We start from the raw sequence: 19,037 nt of genomic DNA, 5'->3' as shown, positions 1-19,037 counted from the left end.
AAAAAGATCTAAAAAACGTCTATAAAATGGACGTTTTTTAGACGTACCTTTATTACAATATCTGTATCAGCTTTTGGTAACGGTCGAGTCGGTGCGCCTTGAGAGAGTCCGCAGCCGAAGCACAAATTAGGAGGATACAGACATGGAGAAGGTAATTATCACAGGTCAGGATCTCACTGTAGATCAGATCGTAGCTGTCTGCCGCAATCATGCAGTGGTAGAGCTTTCGGAGGAGAGCAGAGAGAAGGTTCTCGCTTCCCGCAAGATTGTAGACGATCTGGTTGCAGAGAAGAAGGTTGTTTACGGAATTACGACCGGCTTCGGCAAATTCAGTGATGTAGTGATCAGCACAGATGAGTGCAGAGATCTTCAGAAGAACCTCATCATCACTCATGCGGTCGGTGCCGGCGATCCCTTTGCAGAGGATATTGCGAGAGGCATGCTGCTGCTCAGAGTCAACAATCTGTCCAAGGGCTTTTCCGGCATCCGTCTCGAGACCCTTCAGACCATGATTGATATGCTGAACAAGGGTGTGACGCCGTTTGTTCCGGAGAAGGGCTCCCTGGGCGCTTCCGGTGATCTGGCTCCGCTCTCTCATATGGTTCTGGTCATGATCGGCCTTGGCAAGGCATGGTTTGAGGGCGAGCTCATGGATGGCGGCGAGGCAATGAAGCGCGCCGGGATTCAGCCGGTGGAGCTCTCCGCAAAGGAAGGTCTTGCACTGAATAACGGAACGCAGGCTATGACAGCTGTAGGCTCCCTCGCACTCTATGATGCAATTCGTCTTCTGAAGGTCGCTGATATTGCAGATGCGCTCTGCTACGAGGCACAGAACGGGGTCATGGATGCGCTTGAGGAGCGCGTACATACAGTTCGTCCGCACAGAGGGCAGACTGTCACTGCAAAGAACTTGAGGAGACTGCTTGAGGGCAGCAAGAACACCACGAGGCAGGGTGAGCTTCGCGTACAGGATGCCTACTCCCTTCGCTGCAGCCCGCAGATTCACGGCGCATCCAAGGACGCCATAGGTTATGTGGCGGATCATGTTGATATCGAGATCAATTCCGTGACGGATAACCCCATCATCTTCCAGGAGGATCGGGCAGGAATCTCCGGCGGTAATTTCCATGGACAGCCGATGGCACTGAGCTTTGATTTCCTGAAGATTGCGGAGTCTGAGCTGGCCAATGTTTCCGAGCGCCGCATTGAGCGCCTCGTGAATCCGGCTTACAGCGGGCTTCCGGCATTCCTTACCACCCGTGGCGGCGTCTGCTCCGGCTTCATGATTGTTCAGTATTCCGCAGCGGCTCTGGTCTCTGAAAATAAGGTTCTCGCGCACCCGGCAAGTGTTGACAGCATTCCTTCCTCCGCAGGTCAGGAGGATCATGTCAGCATGGGTACGATCGCTGCAAGACAGGCTGCTGAGATTGGCCGCAACGTGAGAAGAGTTCTGGCTATGGAGCTTATGGTTGCCTGCCAGGGTATTGATCTGAGAGGCAACAAGGGCCTTGGTAAGGGAACACAGGCGGCTTATGATCTCATCCGCAAGAAGGTTGCGACTCTGGATGAGGACAGAGAGCTCTATGGTGATATCAACTACTGCGAGGAGATCATCAAGGACGGTTCCCTTCTCGAGGCAGTTGAGAAGGCGATCGGCGGAGAGATCGAGTATTAATTCACGCGCTGAGCGCTCATAGTTACCGTGTTTGTTGCAGCCGGACCCGGAATGATGCAGGATTCGGCTGTAAGATTTAAGTAAAGTGGAACTGGAGAAACAACATCATAAGAAAGAGGGGTTCAAAGTTATGAGTGAAACAACAAAGAGACCGGTAAGACTCCCCAATGTCGTGGAGGCGATCATTCCGATTGTCGTCATGATGGGACTGATGCTGATGGGCTTTGTCGGAGATACCGGTTATACGGATGCACATATGCCGCTGGCGGTATCCATCTGTGTGGCCTGCATCATCGGAAGCCTCTGCGGACACAGCTTCTCCGACATACTCGCCGGTATGCTGGATCGTCTGAATGCGACGCTGGAGGCGATTCTCATCCTCTGCACCGTCGGACTTCTGGTCGCGTCCTTCATCATGTCCGGAACCATCCCGGCTCTGATCTACTACGGCCTGGATCTTCTGACCCCGCAGCTCTTCCTGCCGGTCGGCTGCATCATGTGCGCGATCGTAGGTCTTGCCTGCGGCTCCTCCTGGACTGCAACTGCTACTGTCGGTATCGCATTCCTCGGAATCGGTGCGGGTCTCGGCATCAACCCGGCCATCACCGCAGGTATGATCATCTCCGGTGCTTACCTCGGCGATAAGTTCTCCCCGCTGTCCGACACCACCAACCTTGCGGCAGCTGTCTCCGGAACCGGCCTCTTCGATCACGTCACGGCCATGGTTTCCACCACAGCTCCGACCTTTGTGATTGCTCTGATTCTTTACACCATTCTCGGTATGAGCGGAAATATCTCCGGCTATGATGCGAGTGTCGCAAAGGATCTCCAGGCGGCAATTGCTGCAAACTTCAACCTGAGCCCGCTGCTTCTCCTCCCGATCGTTGTGGTTATTTTGGCCTGCGTCATGAAGGTCCCGGGACTCGTCGGGATCGCGATCTCCGTACTCTGCGGTGTTCTCTTTGCGATGTTCACACAGGGCATGACCAATATCGGAGATATCTTTGGTGCGCTGCACTACGGTTTCTCTGTTGAGACCGGAAATGAGATCGCGGATAAGCTCCTGAACCGCGGCGGTATGGATCATCAGATGTGGACCATCAATCTGATCCTTCTTGCAGTTGCTTACGGCGGCGCGCTTGAGCGCTGCGGCTGCGTCGAGTCCCTGTTTGGCGGTCTGAAGCACAAGCTCCACAGCGTTGGTCAGTTGGTTCTTGCTACCCTGCTCACCTCCCTGTTCTGCGATGCAACTATGTGTGACCAGTTCCTGGGTATCGGTGTTCCGGCACCGCTGTATTCGGATAAGTTCGATGAGATGGGTCTTGCGCGCAACATGCTGTCCCGTACTCTTGAGGATGCAGGTACGCTCTGGGCGGTCATGTTCCCCTGGACAGGCTGCGGTGCATACCAGATGGGCGTTCTGGGTGTACATCCCTTCGCGTACTTCCCCTATGCCTTTGTGAACCTTCTGAACCCGATTTATGCGGCAATCACCGCCTTCCTCGGCAGGAATATCTTCTGGGCTGACGGCGCATACACGAATCTATTCGGAAAGACCACCATGCACAAGCCGGCAGGTGCTCCGGAGGAGGCGCATGAGATCGCTATGAAGAATCTCGAGGCGCTCCGCGCAGCAGGAAAGGCTCCGGTTCCGGCGAAGTAAAGATTTGTGTATAGAACGAGCACACAGGCTTGCTGTGACAGAAAGCTCTGTGGTACTATAAATGAAACTGACGGATGTGCTGACGATGTCGGCACATCCGTTTTTCACTTCACAGGAAATTCCGGCGCTGCTGGTGCGCAGATAAAATAAAAATTCGTACAGAGAAAGGATATCGGAGTATGAGTGCAGAGAAAGAGAGAAATAAAAAAGGACTTCCATGGGAAGACCTTCAGGGTCTGGTGATCGAGGCGAGGGAACTGAAGCCCCGAAAGGCGTGGGTGCGCTACGGCTGCTGGTTCCTCTGCGCTTTCTTGGTGCTGGGGGGGCTCATCACAAGATTTCGCATTGCCCTGCTCTTCGGGCTGCTCTATATTCTTGTGCTGCTCATGAAGAAACAGGTGGTGGTGACGGAGCGCGGAGTGGAGACCTATTATCAGATGCGTATCACGACGCATTATGAACTTTGCAGCTGGGATGAGATCTCAACGCTTGTGCGAGAGGACTTAAAGCATCCGACACTGGTGGCACTTTATTTTGGCCACGGCGACAGGGTGAAGCGCCTCTTCTTTACGCGGGAGGAGTCTCAGCAAATTATGGATCTTGCGCGGCGCCAGAAGCATCATATCAGAGTGGCGGAATCGGATGAGGGCAGGGAACAGAGCGTGCCGCGCTACTACGGCAGAAAGAAATGAGGGCGATGGATTGTGGGCCGGGACGCAGACCCTTTGAGTTCCATCCACTGCGACGGAGCATATTGATCGGAACGCTGATTGCGGTGATGTCACAGCTCTATCTGAATGTATTTTTAAGTGACTTTCGCATATCTGCCTCTGTTGTTCTGCTTCCGGTGCTGCTGATGACAGTGGGAATCCAGCTGCCTACACTGTCCATCTGTCTCTGGAGCTCCGGAATTGTATTTCTGTTTCGTCTGCTGCTTTTGCTGCTTGAACGGAGGGGCCTGGAGGCAGCGGTGCTGCAGCTGGTTCCGGGCGCTCTCTATTACATTTTTTACGGACTGCTGTTTCAGCTGCAGATCAGAAATCGCAATATTGCATCGACGCCGCGTGTCACTGTCGCGGCTTTTTTCAGTGATTTCGGTGCAAATATGGCGGAGATACTGCTCCGCATCAGCCTGCTTCATGCACAAAAGCCGGATCTGCAGGCATTTGAGAGTTTATTCCTCATTGCGCTGGCCCGCACGGCGATGGTACTGGGACTGCTGCTTCTGGACAGACAGTACCGCGAGCTGCAGGTGCGGAATGAACAGGAACAGAGGTATCAGCGTCTGTTTCTGATCACGACAGGGCTCAAAAATGAGCTCTATCTTATGCATAAGAATTCAGATGAGATAGAGCGGGTGATGCGGAACGCCTACAGGCTGAGCGAGATCATGCAGCAGGCAGGTTCCGAGGAGCTGGGGCGCATGGCCTTTGATATTGCGCGGGATGTGCATGAGATCAAGAAGGACTATTTCCGTATTATTCAGGGGGTGGAGGAGACAGTTAACAGCGAGTATGATGAGGATCATATGCACTTTCGCGATTTGATGGAAATTCTTGAGGCGACACTGCACGGCGTACTCCGGGAGAAAGAACTGAACATTCGACTGATCTTTGATTGCCGCGATGATTTTATGACGGGCAGGCATTACGCGCTCATGATGATACTGAAAAATTTGGCCAGCAATGCCATTGAGGCGATTGAGGGGATACGGCGCAGCGGGACTATTTTTGTGATGGAGTGGAAGGAGGGGGAGAGCTATATCTTCCGTGTCGCAGATGACGGTCCGGGCATAGTCAGAAAGAATTGGGAGAAGATATTTCGGCTCGGTTATTCCAGTAAGTTTGATGAGAAGACGGGAAATATCTATCGGGGAGTTGGGCTTGCAGGAGTGAAAAATATTGTGGAGGAGAGGCTCTCCGGCGTGATTTCTGTGGAGTCGACACTCGGGCACGGCGCAGCCTTTACAGTGGAAATTCCCGCGGCTGTGCTGGAGCTCACAGACACGGAGAGGCAGAGCTATGAGGAGAGGGTGAAGCTGCGTGCGGCACGGCGAACAGAGAAGGGAGAGGAGGATTGAGCATGAAGGAGAAGCCGGGAATTTATATCGTTGAGGACGATGATACGATGATAGAGATCCTTCAGGATATGATAGAGGATCATGAGCTCGGTGTGGTGCTCGGCAGCACAATGGGACATCTTCCGAAGGCAGAGCAGATACTTGCGGCAGCGCCGGACATTGTCCTCGTTGACTTTCTGATGCCGGGGAAGGATGGCGTTGCGCTGGTGCGGGAGCTTCGTGCGCTCGGCTGTCATGCAAAATTCATCATGATCTCGCAGGTCTCTTCCAAGGACATGATCGCGAAGGCCTATGATGCGGGTGTGGAGTTCTTTATCAATAAGCCGATTAATATCATTGAGGTCAGCTCTGTGATCGCAACAGTGGCAAAGCAGCTCCGAAATGAGAGAACCATCGCACATCTGAGGAGTATGTTTTACCCGGAGGGCACGCAGTACCCGGAGGGCACACGGTACCCAGAAGGCACACGGTACCCGGAGGGGCCACAGTATTCGGAAGACGCAGTGGCGCGGAGGCCGGAGGCTTCCGGTGGAAAGCAGAGCGCAGGGCGCGTGTCGTCCCGCGGGAACGGCTTTGAGCGTCAGGTCGCAGAAATTCTTGGAAAACTGGGCATGGCGGGAGAGAAGGGGAGTGCTGACATTATCCGCATCTGCGTGATGCTCAGGGAGGAGGGGCGCTTTATGAGTCGGGAGAGCGTGCGTGATATTTGCGGCGAGCTGAGCGATGCGCCGAAGAGCATGGAGCAGCGGATGCGCCGCGCGATTTCAGTGGGACTCACCAACCTCGCCCATCTGGGCATAGAGGATTTTATGAACGACATTTTTACAGAGTATGCGAGCACGCTCTTTTCCTTTGAGGAGGTGCGCGCGGAGATGGATTATGTGCGTGGAAAGCGGGCGGCTGGTGGAAAGGTCTCAATAAAGACCTTTATTGATAGTCTTATGCTGATTGCTGAAAGAAATCTGAAGAATTTCTGAAGCTTTCTGTAACTTTTTGTAGCCCTTTCATACACTGGATACAGAGAGAGCTCACTGCACGGGAGGGTGTCGGAGCGCGTTTGCTGCCGGCATGAGTGTGCAGAGACGGAGTTGCGGTGTAAGGAGGAGGTTGCTATGCAGGTTTTGAAACTTGATATGTATCAGGCGCTTGGTCTTGCGGTTATTATGCTGCTCATCGGAAGGGTGCTGGTGAAGCGCGTTGAATTTCTGCGGCGCTACTGCATACCGGCGCCGGTGGTCGGCGGGCTGATTTTCGCGCTCCTGCATCTGGTGCTGCGAAGCGCGGGTGTTGTGGAATTTGAGATGGACACAACGCTGCAGAATGTGTTTATGACAGGCTTTTTCTGCAGCGTGGGCTACATGGCTGCTTTCGGCATGCTGAAGAAGGGCGGCATCGGGGTAATTAAATTTCTTCTTCTTGCCGTGCTGATGTGCGCAATTCAGGATGTAATCGGCGGCATTGGCGCGAAACTGTTCGGACTGGATGCGCGCATCGGGCTTGCCATGGGATCCATCCCACTGGTCGGCGGACATGGAACGGCGGGCTCGTTCGGCCCCTTCCTTGAAGGACTGGGTGTTGAGAATGCAACGACTGTTGCAGTGGCGGCTGCAACCTACGGTCTCATCGCGGGATGTATGATAGGCGGTCCCATTGCGTACGGAAAGATCCGCTCCTACGGACTGAAGTCCGCGGGGCTCCGCGCGCAGGGACAGCTCGCAGATGCACCTGCTGCGGTGGGGGATACAGAGGTCCTGACAGAGGAAAATATCATGGACGCGGCGATATATATCGTCGTCGGTGTGGGACTTGGAACCATTGTCTCTGCGCTGCTCGGTCGCCTGATTACGCTCCCCGGCTATATCGGCGCGATGATTGTAGGAGCCATCATCCGCAATGTGCAGGAGATGCGCAGAGTGAAGATGCCCATGCAGGAAATGGGAACGCTCGGGAATGTCTGTCTGTCCCTTTTCCTCGGCCTTGCAATGATCAATCTGAAACTCTGGCAGCTGGTATCTCTGGCACTTCCCATGGTGGTGATACTGTTGCTTCAGACGGTGATCATGTTCCTTTATGCCTCATTCGTAGTTTTTAACGTTATGGGCAGAGACTACGATGCAGCGACGATATCCTCCGGCTTCTGCGGCTTCGGCATGGGGGCAACTCCGAATGCCATGGCAAATATGCAGGCGATCACCAATGCTTACGGCCCGGCCCCAGTGGCCTTCATGATCGTGCCGCTGGTCGGTTCGCTCTTTATTGACTTTTTAAATGCGGCGATTATTACAGGATTTGCAAATGTTCTTTGAAACAGCATAAGCGGGAATGGGACGCTCCGGAGTGCAGAAGACGTCAGCTGTTCAGCGCGTTAACGGGTTGCCTATCGCTATCCGCGATAACCGCATAGAGAAGTCTGATAACCGTTCCTGTAGAAATAGTATATAATGGAAGCTATGATATGATTCATCGCTAGATGAATTGCACCATGAACACATTAACCTTTATAATTTTATAGGAGGAATGTTACATGAACGCTTATATCGAGAGAGTGATTGAAGACGTCAAGAAGAAGTACGCCGATCAGCCTGAGTTCTGCCAGACCGTTGAGGAAGTTCTTTCTTCTCTCAGCCCGCTGATTGATGCGCATCCGGAGTATGAGGAGAATGCAATCCTCGAGAGAATGGTAGTGCCGGAGAGAACCATCATGTTCCGCGTTCCGTGGGAGGATGATAACGGAAAGCTTCACGTCAATACCGGTTACAGAGTACAGTTCAACTCTGCAATTGGACCGTACAAGGGCGGCCTTCGTTTCGCTCCGAACGTAAATATGTCTGTTGTCAAGTTCCTCGGTTTTGAGCAGGTTTACAAGGATGCGCTGAGCACCCTGCCGATCGGCGGTGCAAAGGGCGGCGCGGACTTCGATCCGAACGGCAAGTCCGATAAGGAAATCCAGAGATTCTGCCAGTCCTTCATGCAGGGCCTCTATAAGTTCATCGGACCGGATGTTGACTGCCCGGCTGGCGACCTCGGTGTCGGCGGACGTGAGATCGGTTATATGTTCGGTGCATGGAGAAGACTGACCGGCTCCTATGCGAACGGTGCTCTTTCCGGTAAGGATCCGCTGTTCGGCGGCTCTGCATTCCGTCCGGAGGCTACCGGCTACGGTGCTGTCTACTATCTCCAGTCCGTACTCGAGCACGAGAAGGATGAGATGAAGGGCAAGAGAGTTGCGGTTGCAGGCTTTGGTAATGTTGCATGGGGCGTCTGCAAGAAGCTCGCTGCACTCGGTGCAAAGGCTGTTACCCTGTCCGGACCGGACGGATATGTCTATGATCCGGAGGGCGTTGTGACTGAGGAGAAGATCAACTTCATGCTTGAGATGAGAGCTTCCGGCCGCAACAAGGTTCAGGATTATGCTGACAAGTTCGGCGTTGAGTTCTTTGCGGGCCAGAAGCCGTGGGGCCTGAAGGATGTTGATATCGTTATGCCCTGCGCGACTCAGAACGACGTAGACCTTGAGCAGGCAAAGAAGATCGTTGCAAACGGCATCAAGTACTACATCGAGGTTGCGAACATGCCGACCACCAACGAAGCTCTGAAGTTCCTCATGGAGCAGAAGAACATGATCGTTGCTCCGTCCAAGGCTGTTAACTGCGGTGGTGTTTCCGTTTCCGCACTTGAGATGTCTCAGAACTCCGAGAGACTGTTCTGGGAGGGCGAAGAGGTTGATAAGTGGCTGCACAGAATCATGAAGGGCATCCATGACAACTCCGCAGAGGCTGCCAAGAAGTACGGCCTCGGCTACAACCTCGTTGCAGGCGCAAACATTGTTGGCTTCGAGAAGGTTGCCAACGCTATGGTTAAGCAGGGCCGCGCATATTAATCCATGCGCTTCGCTCGGTTCACTTTAAGGTGAGCTCATAAGCTCCGCACAGGTTCCGGTCACCCCCTTGGATCGGAACCTGTTCTACGGGCTGATCCGGAGGATTGAGTGTGACCGGGCCCTCAGGGCCCGGTCATTTGACTATCAGACAGAGCTTTGGCCTTGAGCCGGGTACGGCCGTGCAATGATGAACAGCAGATAAATCGCGAAAGGAGAATTGTACTATGAAATGCTTGATTACCGATGCGGTATATGCCGGAATCGCAGAAGAGCTGAAGAAATATATGGAGGTCAAAACCTCTGATGGGAAGCCGCTCTCCAAGGAAGAGATGATAAAGGAGATCGCAGATGTCGATGTGCTGATTATGCGCGTTGATCCGAAGATTGACAGAGATATCCTTGACGCAGCTAAGCAGCTGAAGGTCATCGGTGTCTGCGCAGTTGGCCTGAATCACGTCGATATGGAGTATGCGAAGGAGAAGGGCATCCAGGTCTTCAACGCACCCGGACTCAATGCAAATGCGGTCGCAGAGCTCACGATCTCCAAGATGCTCGACATCTCCAGAAACACCATCCCGGCAAACTATGATGTGAAGGTCAACCACATCTGGGATAAGTACAAGTACATCGGCCGCGAGCTTCGCGGAAAGACGCTCGGCATCATGGGCTTTGGCCGCATTGGCCGCCGTGTCGGTGAGTTGGGCAAGGCGTTCAAGATGGATATCGTTGCCTACGATCCCTACTTAAAGCCGGAGGATTTTGAGAGAGAGGGCGCAAAGGGAATGGGTGTTGAGGAGCTGATCAAGGCTTCCGATTTTATCTCCATCCACGTTCCGCTGACACCGGAGACCAAGGATCTCTTCAATAAGGAGTCCATTAAGATGATGAAGGACGGCGCAGTGGTTCTGAACATGAGCCGCGGCGGCATCGTCAATGAGGCAGATATGTGTGAGGCTCTGAAGGAAGGCGGAATTGGCGGCTATGCTTCTGACGTTCTGGAGAATGAGCTTGCCGGCAGCGGACTCAGCGGAAACGATGAGTTCACAAACCCGCTGTTTGACTGTGATAACTTTATTATCACTCCGCATCTCGGCGCTCAGTCTACGGATGCGGCAAGAGATATCGGCGTTTACATCACGGGCAAAGTGAAGGAAGTTATGGGTTTTAATTGATGAGGGTATGAGAGTCAAAATATAGAGGACATCGCCGCCTGCTCCTGTGGAGCAGGCGGCGATGTCCCTTTTAGGCGGACTTTTGAAAAGAGATATTGCGGCACAGTGATGCCTGCTGTTTTGGCGTGGACAGAAGAGGTATTCCGGGTCTATAATGAAGCCCTGAAATCAGGGTTCTTGTGCAGATATCAGATCATCGCTCAGGCAGGAAAGGACGGAAATGAAATGTCACTCACACCGCTCACGTTTTTGATTGTATGCCCGCTGGTTTTTGTGGCGGGTCTGGTAGACGCCATCGGAGGCGGAGGCGGGCTAATCTCGCTCCCGGCCTTCCTTTTTGCGGGCCTGCCGGTGCACCTCGCGGTTGGAACCAACAAGCTCTCCTCCGCCTGCGGAACTACGCTCGCCACTGTGCGTTTTGCGAGAAAGAAGATGATCAACTGGAGTCTGGCGCTGCCGACAATTGTAGCGGCGGTCGTTGGTTCCTCGCTGGGCGCACACATTTCCCTCCGCCTGGACGAGCGGGTGATGCTGGTTATTCTTCTGGCAATATTGCCTCTTGTTGCTTTTGCCGTACTGAACAAGCACATACTGAAGGATATCGGGAAGGAACATGAGCGCATCACCCGGAGGAGCTATATCAGCGCGACGCTCGCTGCCTTTGCGGTCGGGATGTATGATGGGCTGTATGGCCCGGGGACCGGAACCTTTCTCATAGTGCTGCTGACAATTTTTTCAAAGCTCAGCATGGCCACTGCGAATGGACAGACAAAGGCGATCAATCTCACCAGCAACCTGACCTCCCTGGTGATCTTTCTGATGAACGGGACCGTGCTCATTCCGCTCGGGGCAGCCGCGGCGCTCTGCAATATGCTGGGGGCTTATATCGGCTCAGGAATGGTGATGGAGAAGGGCAGTAAAATTGTGCGGCCCATCATGCTGGCAGTGCTGGTTCTGCTGTTTCTGAAGGTAGTGTCGGAGTTGCTGTAGAAGTGTGGCGGAGGGAGAAGGTATGGCAAGATTACTGAAGGGCGCTCCGGTTGCCGCAGCAATCAGCGCGGAGCTTGCGGAGCGGGTGAAGAAGCTTAGGGAGAGAGGTGTCGTGCCGACGCTTGCGACTGTGCGGCTGGGGGAGCGCCCGGCGGATGTGGCCTATGAACGCGGCGCTGGAAAACGCTGTGAGAAGCTGGGCATCGCAGTGCAGCGCTATGTGCTCCCGGAAGACTGTTCGAGAGAGGCGCTGCTCTCCTGTATACGGGAGATCAATGAGCGGGAAGAGATTCACGGCTGTCTGATGTTTCGCCCGCTTCCGGATCCGGAGGCGGAGCGTGAAGTATGCGCACTGCTTAATCCGGAGAAGGATATGGACGGCATCACCCGCGGAGCACTGGGAGATGTGTTTACCGGCGGGAAGGGGAGCTTTCCGCCGAGCACAGCGCAGGCATGCATGGAGATACTGGATTTTTATGGCTATCAGGTAAGGAGCGCCCGTGTTACAGTGATCGGTGCGAGCCTGGTTATCGGGAGACCGGTCGGAGCCATGCTCTTAAACCGCTGCGCGACACTGACCATGTGCCATATTGATACGGTAGACACCGCCGCACACGCAAGAAATGCGGAGATCCTGATCTCCGCCGCAGGCTGCGCCGGGCTGGTGACGAGAGAATATGTGTCTCCGGGGCAGGTGGTGCTGGACGTCGGAATCAATCAGGATCAGGACGGAAACATCTGCGGAGATGTATGCTTTGATGAGGTCGAGCCTGTCGTGGAGGCGATCACCCCGGTGCCGGGCGGGGTCGGAACTGTGACCTCGGCAGTGCTCGCCAAGCATGTGGTGGAGGCCGCAGAGCGGGTGATGAAGAGAGAATTGGTGGTGAAGTAATTTTGCGCTTGGACTAATATTGAGAGATTTCTTGAATAATTCTTAGTGGGGGCTGTTGTTTTTTTTTAACAACAGCCCCCACGCTTGTTGGTATGGCATGTTTCCTGCTCATTTTTCGGAACACGAAAAGTGAACAGGAAACAAAAACCTAGGTGGGACACCAATCGGTTTTAGCCTTAGATAAAAACCACCGGCTAGGCTGGTGGCCATGACTACGAAGAACATTTTCGTTTCTAAAATCAGAGCTTTTATACTGTGAAATTAAGTATCAAAATCATCCTTTAAATGAATATATATATTTTTATATTTTTGATATTGGCGGTTATACAATTTTGCGTTGTCGATATTGGGAACTATTAAAGCTCCGTGTGAGGCAAGTTCTTTTCCGTATTCGTTGGTGATTTCTTTGATTCCAACGCTTTGCGCAGCAATTATCATATCGCCAAGGGTTTCTGTTTCTGATGTTTTTAATTGTATTACGGGGAGATTTAATACATCAGATATAATTTGACACCATATTTGGCTTTGGGCACCGCCGCCCCCAATGGGAATAGGGGCGTTGGAGGGATTTGACTTTGGGAATTCTTCTAAACAGTGTTTGATTGAAAAAGCAACACCTTCCATTATCGCGCGTATAAATGTGGCATATGTGGTGTCCAAGGAAATGCCAAAAAAAACGCCCTTGGCTTTAGAATTCCAAATAGGGGCTTTTTCTCCATTTAAATAGGGAAGATAAATCAAGCCACCAGAACCGGGATAAACCTGTGCAGCCATGTAATCCATATAGTCATAGATACTCCAACCGCGTGTGCGGGCATCGGATTCTATTGCCCGTCCAAAAACATCTCGGAACCAACGTAATGAAACCCCGGCGTTATCCGTGGACTGTATTATAGTATAAAGACCTTTGTAAGGAGATCTTGTGGTTAATAATTTGTGATTAAGAGGTAGCTGGTCAGAAATATAACAGATTCGTGCGCTGCTTCCAATGGTAATAGCCATATCATTAACGTTGACAGCCCCTGAAGCGAGGGTAGAGACGACTGTATCGAGGCATCCTGCGCACACTGGTGTACCTGCAGTTAATCCGGTTATCTTTGCGGCGGTTTCGGTTACAACGCCTACTATGTCTGTAGGTTCGTATAGCGGAGGTAAAATTCTTGCGGGGATTCCGGCCTTGTTTGCAATCTCTGCGTCCCATTGTTCGGTATGGATATTTCCTAATAGAGTTAAACTCATTCTGGGAATATTCATCGAAAATATTCCGGTTAGTTTATATATTATATACCCACTGGGCATTAATATTTTATATGCTTTGGTAGATAATTTTGGGAAATGATTAAAAAACCATTTTATAGAAGGTAAACTAAAAGAGCCCTTAGCTAACTGATTGTTACAATGAGATTCGATAAGGTCATTGCCGATATTTTTTTTGAGCCATTCAACTTCTTTGTCTGCGCGTTTATCCTGGTGACCAATTGCGTTATATAAAGGAATGCCATTTTTGTCTACTATGGTGATTGCATTGGTACAACTAAGCCCAATGGCTGCAATCTCAGCTGGATTAATCTTTTTATCAGCGAAAATTTGTTTTAGATTGGAACAGGTTGCCTGCCACCAAACGTCAGGATTCTGCTCGGTCCATTCGGGACGCGGGTGTATCATAGGGTATTCGGTGTAGGCCTGTGCTATTATAGTGCTATCTTTATTATAAAGGGTACATTTAGTGCCGGTAGTGCCGATATCAATTCCTAATAATGTAATAGCAGAATGGTTTTTCATGAAAGCTCCTTTTGAATAACAGAAGTTGTCTGAAGTTATATGATTGGATCTGTGATTCCCAACTGTTGCTGTTGAACACCGGTTAGGGTTATGCCTTGTCCGCGTAAAAACACGTGTAATTTTGCCTCTTCTTCGATTTCTTCAGCTGTATTAATTGCAGATTCCAAAGAACTATCGGTGACTATATATCCATGATTTTGCAGTAGCACAGCCTTGTGGCTTTTTAATGCTGAATAAACCATTGTACTAAGCTCTTGAGATCCAGGCGTTGCATATGGGATTAACGGTAAACGGCCAACGCGCATACCGTAACCGGGGGTGTATATTGGGATGGCGCATTCTTTATTAATGTTATTTGAGCAAGCCAGAATAACAGAAAATGTACTGTGTAAATGTACGACGGCCCTGACAGTATTTTTTTTGTAGCACATTAAATGCATTCTCCATTCTTTTGAAGGAACAAGGCCGTTACATGAAAGGTAAGAGCCATCCTCGCGTAATAAAACAAAATCAGAAGCAGAAAGCGACTCAAAACTTTTTCCTGAAGGAGTTATGAGTACGCCGTCATCACACATAAGACTGATATTTCCGCCTGAGCCACAGGTTAAACCTTTTGCTTGAATCATATGGCAATAGTTTAATAATTTTGGAATTATATCTGTTGATCTCACTTGTTGCCTCCATAAATTTGGGTAAAAAATATAAGTAAAAACTACATATCGATATTATAACAAATAATTAAATTAATATATATATAAATAAAAAAGCAGCGATATATTTGTGGATATTATACAAAAAATATATAATAATTTAGACTAAAAATAGAGTTTAATTAAGGTTTGAAATGTGATAGTATGCAAATAAATAAAAAAATTTAGGTAAAAAAGAGGGCGAAGTGGATAAAAATATTGATAGATCATTGGTGGATAATATAGCGAGTTCAATTAGAAATAAGATTTATACAGGGAAATATCCTGCAGGAAAGAAATTAATTGTACGAGAGTTATCAGAGGAGCTTGGTGTTAGCCATACTCCAATAAAGGATGCGTTGAATCGTTTGGTGGCGGAAGGATACGTTGAGGATTTGCCAAGACGCAGCATGATTGTGAAAAGGTACACGAATTCTGAACTGATTGATGCTCTTGAAGCACGTCTTATGTGTGAGATATTTTATGCGGATAATATTATTAAAGAAGCTCGCGAACATACGGAGATGATTGCAGAATTGGATGCTGTTTTGGAAGAGATGAGGAAACAAATTTCCGCCAGAGCCAGCATTCAGTATGAGGACTGGGTGATTAATGAAACAAAATTTCATCGGTGTTACATGAGATATTGTGGGAATGAAAAGGTTTATCAGTATTATATGGAACTTGACACAAATAAAACTACTTATTTGGCATATTTGGAATCAACACATGCTCCATTAAAACTTAGTATTTTGGAGGCGAATCTTATAGAACATCAAGCTATAGCAGATGCAATACGTGCATTGGATGCACGTCGGATGATTAATGCAGTAATTAGACATATTTTGAGGGCGTGCGACGATTACGTTATTGATGAAGAAACTCAGATGAAATGCTTGAAACTGAGGAATATCAAAAGAGTATATGAGACGTAAAGAACACAGATATTCTAAATGTAAATTCAGCTTTAAGAAATTAGGCTGAGTGCATATACAGTTACTAACGAGTTAAAATATATTAAGGAGGAATGTGTTGTGAAAAAGATTATAGTGTGTGTTATTGCAGGAGCTATTGCTCTGACGTCATTATGGGGGTGCGGAGTGAAGAGCCCTGATCAAACTACAGTGCCAGAGAGTAGTACAGGTGTTGATGCAGGAAGTACTGCAGGAGAAAAAAGCCCTGATGGAAACGTCAATGTATATAAAATGAATATAGGTTCGGCTGTATCTTCGACAAATCCTTCAACTATTGCTTTGCAGAGTTTTAAAGAAGCCGTAGAGTCAAGAACTAATGGAGGAATTAAAGTTCAGATTTTCCCGGATTCAGCTCTCGGCGGGGAGACGGACCTTGTGGAGCAGGTGAGAAATGGAGATACAGAAGCATGTGTTCAAATGGGAGCGGCTAATTTTTCAAGCATTAATCCGGAAGTGAATTTTGCGTTATTACCATTTCTTTTTACAAATATTGATAACGCTAGAAAAGCGTGGGATGGAGAACTTGGAGAAAAATATGCTTCGGAATTGGTTGAACCTATGGGATATAAAGTGCTTTCAATTTGGGAATCGGGATATCGTCATATGACAAATAATACGCGTCCAATCGCGGAGCCGGAGGATGTCAAAGGAATTAAATTTAGAACCAATGAGAATGAAATGAAGGTTGCTATGTATGATGCTCTTGATGCATCGGTTGTAATTATGCCATTTTCAGATGTATATACAGGGTTGCAAAATGGAACTATCAATGGGCAGGAAAACCCACTGGCCAATATTTATACATCTTCTTTACAGGATGTCCAAAAGTATCTTTCTTTGACCGGACATATGTATGATGCAGCTCCTTTTGTCTGTAATGCCAATTGGTTTAACAGTCTTCCACAGGAGTATCAGAATATTCTTGTGGAAGAAGCAGCTAAGGCAAAGGAAATTGATTTGAAAGAAAATGATGAAGAAAAGTATTTGAATATGCTAAAGGATGCAGGAATGGAAGTAAATAATGTAAACAGTGAGGCGTTCCAGAATGTCATGAAGCCTATCTGGCAGGATTTTGCAAATAAATATTCAGATGGTCAATCGTGGATTGATTTAGCGACGTCTTTTAATAAATAATGTTTACATGATATTAAATGTTGTGGAATAATACAGGCTTGTTTCGCTTCGGGAAGGAAACAAGCCTGTATTATCAGGAAGGGAGAGCAAAAATTGCTGATCTTTTTGAAAATCATTAAAAAGGGGTTGAGATTACTGAGTTGTTTTACGATTTGCTTCTTGACAGTTATAGTGGCGATGCAGGTTGTTAATCGTAATTTTTTTGGTCATTCCTTTACTTGGGTTGAAGAAGTTGCGAGTATATTAATGATTTATGTGACTTTTTTTGGAGCTGCAATAGCGACGATTAATAATAGTAATACTAGAATAGATTTTTTTATCAGGCTATTACCGAACAAACTATATAGTATTTTTGAGATGATTGATGATTTAATAAGTATAGCTTTTCTGAGTATAGTTATAAGATACTCGTATTTAGGAGTACTAAAGAATTTTTCAATGCATACAGCGGCATTACATTTACCAATGAGCATCAATTACTTGGCTATTGTGCTGGGATCAATATTGATGATTGCATTTTATCTGGCGCATTTGTATGTTGTTATTTGCAAAATGATGGGAAGAGATGTTTCTTTTATGGAGGAGGCTTTTAATCAATGAGCGCAGGGCTGATGTCACTGTTCATTTCTTTAGGGATTTGTCTTGTTATTGGCGTTCCTGTGGCGTTTTCAATTGGCATATCCTGTATGACCTTGTTGTGGATAGATGGAGGTCCGGATTTATCGATTGTTGTGCAAAGGATGGTTGGGGGTGCAAAGAGTTTTAATATGTTAGCAATGCCTATGTTTATTTTTGCGGGCTCGTTGATGGTTTATGGAACTACTCCCCGACTTATTAAACTGGCTAATATGCTTTTAAGAAAAGTGCCGGGGGGATTGGGGGCAACGGCAATGGCGGCCTGTGGTTTTTTTGGAGCGGTTTCTGGATCAGGAGTAGCTTCTGCAGCGGCAATTGGAAAGATCATGGGGCCTTCAATGATTGAATCGGGTTATCCCAAGGCGCTTACTGCTGGCCTAATTGCTGCGGGGGGCACCATGGCCTGCATTATTCCTCCAAGTATTGTAATGGTCGTGTATGCACAAGCTTCAGGTGTATCTGTGGGAAATATGTTTTTGGGTGGTGTACTACCAGGCATATTATGTATAGTTTCGTTGATCATTATGAATGGCTTTTTTGCTTCTAAAAGACAAAAACAAGAGAATAAAGATCAGCATGTCTATACAGCAAGGGAAAGAGTTGAAATAATTGTCAGCGCGTTACTTCCTCTATTGATGCCTGTTGCAATATTAGGAGGTGTTTTTTCCGGAATATGTACTGCGACAGAGGCTGCGGTGGTGGCCGTAATTTATGCGTTTATTCTTGCAACGTTTGTTTATAAAGAGCTTTCTGTTAATGAATTTGTGAAAGTTGCAGCAGATAGTGTTGTTACAACGGGCGTTATAATGATTATCATATCAATGGCAACCCCTTTTGGTTGGATTATGTCGATTCAAAATGTTCCAGCCCTGTTTGCAACTTGGCTGCTGAATGTAACAAATAATCCATATATGATAATGGCCTTTATGATTTTGCTGCTATTGTTATTAGGGACTTTTATGGAAACTGTATGCATCATTATTTTAGTGACACCGATATTATTACCTATTGCTGTGTCCATTGGAATGAGTCCTTTACATTTTGGAATTGCGATGCTCATGGCGCTTATGGTGGGAAGCTTAACGCCTCCTCTGTCAGTTAATTTATTTACTTCGTGTCGTGTATTAAATATGAAAATAGATGAGGCGTTCCCGGATACCATTTATGTAATTGCAACAGTTACAGTTATGGCAGTGCTTACTTTTGCTGTACCGCAGATAACAGAGCTATTGCCATGTTTGTTGGGGGGGAGCGTATAACCTGATAGTAGGATGAAGCCTTTTTATAGAGCTCAATGGGGGGAGCTGGTAAAGAATTAAGTTTCCATAGATGGAACCCTCACTTGTAAAACGAGATGCAACCCCTCTCACCCTGCCCTGAGTCCATAGTTGCTTATAAATGAATACCCTCCGGGAGGTTGCATTCCGGTTTACAAAGAGACTGGCTGGTGCTGGTCTCTTTTTGATGATG

16 protein-coding genes are annotated in these 19,037 nt (G+C 48.6%); 14 read left to right on the top strand and 2 right to left on the bottom strand.

What is annotated here, in order from left to right; translation table 11 throughout:
• Positions 1-142 precede the first annotated feature (142 nt).
• From hutH to J2S20_RS08985, 10 genes are all read left to right on the top strand, one after another.
• Complete coding sequence (hutH, locus tag J2S20_RS09030) at positions 143-1,675, top strand: histidine ammonia-lyase (RefSeq protein ID WP_106611421.1); 1,533 nt, start codon at positions 143-145, stop codon at positions 1,673-1,675.
• Between the two features lie 130 nt (positions 1,676-1,805).
• Positions 1,806-3,338, top strand: a complete 1,533-nt coding sequence (gene nhaC / locus J2S20_RS09025; protein ID WP_106611422.1) for a Na+/H+ antiporter NhaC — start codon at positions 1,806-1,808, stop codon at positions 3,336-3,338.
• Positions 3,339-3,517: 179 nt separating this feature from the next.
• Positions 3,518-4,030 (top strand): hypothetical protein, encoded by a 513-nt coding sequence (locus tag J2S20_RS09020; RefSeq protein ID WP_106611423.1) that lies wholly within the window; start codon positions 3,518-3,520, stop codon positions 4,028-4,030.
• Between the two features lie 5 nt (positions 4,031-4,035).
• Positions 4,036-5,418: a sensor histidine kinase gene (locus J2S20_RS09015; protein WP_307255089.1), complete on the top strand. Its 1,383-nt coding sequence runs from the start codon at positions 4,036-4,038 to the stop codon at positions 5,416-5,418.
• Between the two features lie 2 nt (positions 5,419-5,420).
• The gene (locus tag J2S20_RS09010) at positions 5,421-6,395 is read left to right on the top strand and encodes a DNA-binding domain-containing protein (RefSeq protein ID WP_307255088.1); all 975 of its coding nucleotides are present in this window, start codon (positions 5,421-5,423) and stop codon (positions 6,393-6,395) included.
• 135 nt (positions 6,396-6,530) lie between these two features.
• Positions 6,531-7,724, top strand: a complete 1,194-nt coding sequence (gene gltS / locus J2S20_RS09005; RefSeq protein ID WP_307255087.1) for a sodium/glutamate symporter — start codon at positions 6,531-6,533, stop codon at positions 7,722-7,724.
• Between the two features lie 218 nt (positions 7,725-7,942).
• Positions 7,943-9,298: an NADP-specific glutamate dehydrogenase gene (gdhA, locus tag J2S20_RS09000; protein WP_106611426.1), complete on the top strand. Its 1,356-nt coding sequence runs from the start codon at positions 7,943-7,945 to the stop codon at positions 9,296-9,298.
• A 224-nt stretch (positions 9,299-9,522) separates the two neighbouring features.
• A complete protein-coding gene (locus tag J2S20_RS08995; protein ID WP_307255086.1) occupies positions 9,523-10,470 on the top strand; it encodes a D-2-hydroxyacid dehydrogenase in 948 nt (315 codons plus the stop codon).
• A gap of 225 nt (positions 10,471-10,695) precedes the next feature.
• Positions 10,696-11,460, top strand: coding sequence for a sulfite exporter TauE/SafE family protein (locus J2S20_RS08990; RefSeq protein WP_106611739.1), 765 nt, complete (start codon positions 10,696-10,698; stop codon positions 11,458-11,460).
• A 22-nt stretch (positions 11,461-11,482) separates the two neighbouring features.
• Positions 11,483-12,352 (top strand): bifunctional 5,10-methylenetetrahydrofolate dehydrogenase/5,10-methenyltetrahydrofolate cyclohydrolase, encoded by an 870-nt coding sequence (locus tag J2S20_RS08985; RefSeq protein WP_307255084.1) that lies wholly within the window; start codon positions 11,483-11,485, stop codon positions 12,350-12,352.
• A gap of 261 nt (positions 12,353-12,613) precedes the next feature.
• Here the strand turns inward: J2S20_RS08985 and J2S20_RS08980 are convergent, their stop codons facing one another.
• Positions 12,614-14,134 carry a xylulokinase gene (locus J2S20_RS08980; RefSeq protein WP_307255083.1) on the bottom strand — a complete coding sequence of 507 codons (1,521 nt, stop codon included), beginning with the start codon at positions 14,132-14,134 and terminating at the stop codon, positions 12,614-12,616.
• 35 nt (positions 14,135-14,169) lie between these two features.
• Positions 14,170-14,805, bottom strand: coding sequence for a class II aldolase/adducin family protein (locus tag J2S20_RS08975; protein WP_307255082.1), 636 nt, complete (start codon positions 14,803-14,805; stop codon positions 14,170-14,172).
• 224 nt (positions 14,806-15,029) lie between these two features.
• On the opposite strand from J2S20_RS08975, the gene J2S20_RS08970 reads away from it, so the two are divergent.
• The 4 genes from J2S20_RS08970 (at position 15,030) to J2S20_RS08955 (ending at position 18,826) form a co-directional block, all read left to right on the top strand.
• On the top strand, positions 15,030-15,758 hold the full coding sequence (locus J2S20_RS08970) for a GntR family transcriptional regulator (RefSeq protein WP_307255081.1): 729 nt from the start codon (positions 15,030-15,032) through the stop codon (positions 15,756-15,758).
• Positions 15,759-15,857: 99 nt separating this feature from the next.
• On the top strand, positions 15,858-16,931 hold the full coding sequence (locus J2S20_RS08965) for a DctP family TRAP transporter solute-binding subunit (RefSeq protein WP_307255080.1): 1,074 nt from the start codon (positions 15,858-15,860) through the stop codon (positions 16,929-16,931).
• 105 nt (positions 16,932-17,036) lie between these two features.
• A complete protein-coding gene (locus J2S20_RS08960) occupies positions 17,037-17,531 on the top strand; it encodes a TRAP transporter small permease (protein WP_307255079.1) in 495 nt (164 codons plus the stop codon).
• The gene (locus tag J2S20_RS08955) at positions 17,528-18,826 is read left to right on the top strand and encodes a TRAP transporter large permease (protein ID WP_307255078.1); all 1,299 of its coding nucleotides are present in this window, start codon (positions 17,528-17,530) and stop codon (positions 18,824-18,826) included. Before J2S20_RS08960 ends, J2S20_RS08955 begins: the two co-directional genes overlap by 4 nt.
• Positions 18,827-19,037: the final 211 nt, after the last annotated feature.

The organism is Moryella indoligenes (assembly GCF_030812885.1).
Taxonomy (GTDB): domain Bacteria; phylum Bacillota; class Clostridia; order Lachnospirales; family Lachnospiraceae; genus Moryella; species Moryella indoligenes.
This window is presented reverse-complemented; position numbering and strand designations above follow the sequence as displayed.

Bases quoted from the DNA above. Each gene is read 5' to 3' on its own strand.
- gdhA (WP_106611426.1), top strand. From the start codon at position 7,943: ATGAACGCTTATATCGAGAGAGTGATTGAAGACGTCAAGAAGAAGTAC.
- J2S20_RS09015 (WP_307255089.1), top strand. From the start codon at position 4,036: ATGGATTGTGGGCCGGGACGCAGACCCTTTGAGTTCCATCCACTGCGA.
- J2S20_RS08955 (WP_307255078.1), top strand. From the start codon at position 17,528: ATGAGCGCAGGGCTGATGTCACTGTTCATTTCTTTAGGGATTTGTCTT.
- J2S20_RS08995 (WP_307255086.1), top strand. From the start codon at position 9,523: ATGAAATGCTTGATTACCGATGCGGTATATGCCGGAATCGCAGAAGAG.
- J2S20_RS08985 (WP_307255084.1), top strand. From the start codon at position 11,483: ATGGCAAGATTACTGAAGGGCGCTCCGGTTGCCGCAGCAATCAGCGCG.
- J2S20_RS09020 (WP_106611423.1), top strand. From the start codon at position 3,518: ATGAGTGCAGAGAAAGAGAGAAATAAAAAAGGACTTCCATGGGAAGAC.
- J2S20_RS09010 (WP_307255088.1), top strand. From the start codon at position 5,421: ATGAAGGAGAAGCCGGGAATTTATATCGTTGAGGACGATGATACGATG.
- J2S20_RS08990 (WP_106611739.1), top strand. From the start codon at position 10,696: ATGTCACTCACACCGCTCACGTTTTTGATTGTATGCCCGCTGGTTTTT.
- gltS (WP_307255087.1), top strand. From the start codon at position 6,531: ATGCAGGTTTTGAAACTTGATATGTATCAGGCGCTTGGTCTTGCGGTT.
- hutH (WP_106611421.1), top strand. From the start codon at position 143: ATGGAGAAGGTAATTATCACAGGTCAGGATCTCACTGTAGATCAGATC.
- nhaC (WP_106611422.1), top strand. From the start codon at position 1,806: ATGAGTGAAACAACAAAGAGACCGGTAAGACTCCCCAATGTCGTGGAG.
- J2S20_RS08980 (WP_307255083.1), bottom strand. From the start codon at position 14,134: ATGAAAAACCATTCTGCTATTACATTATTAGGAATTGATATCGGCACT.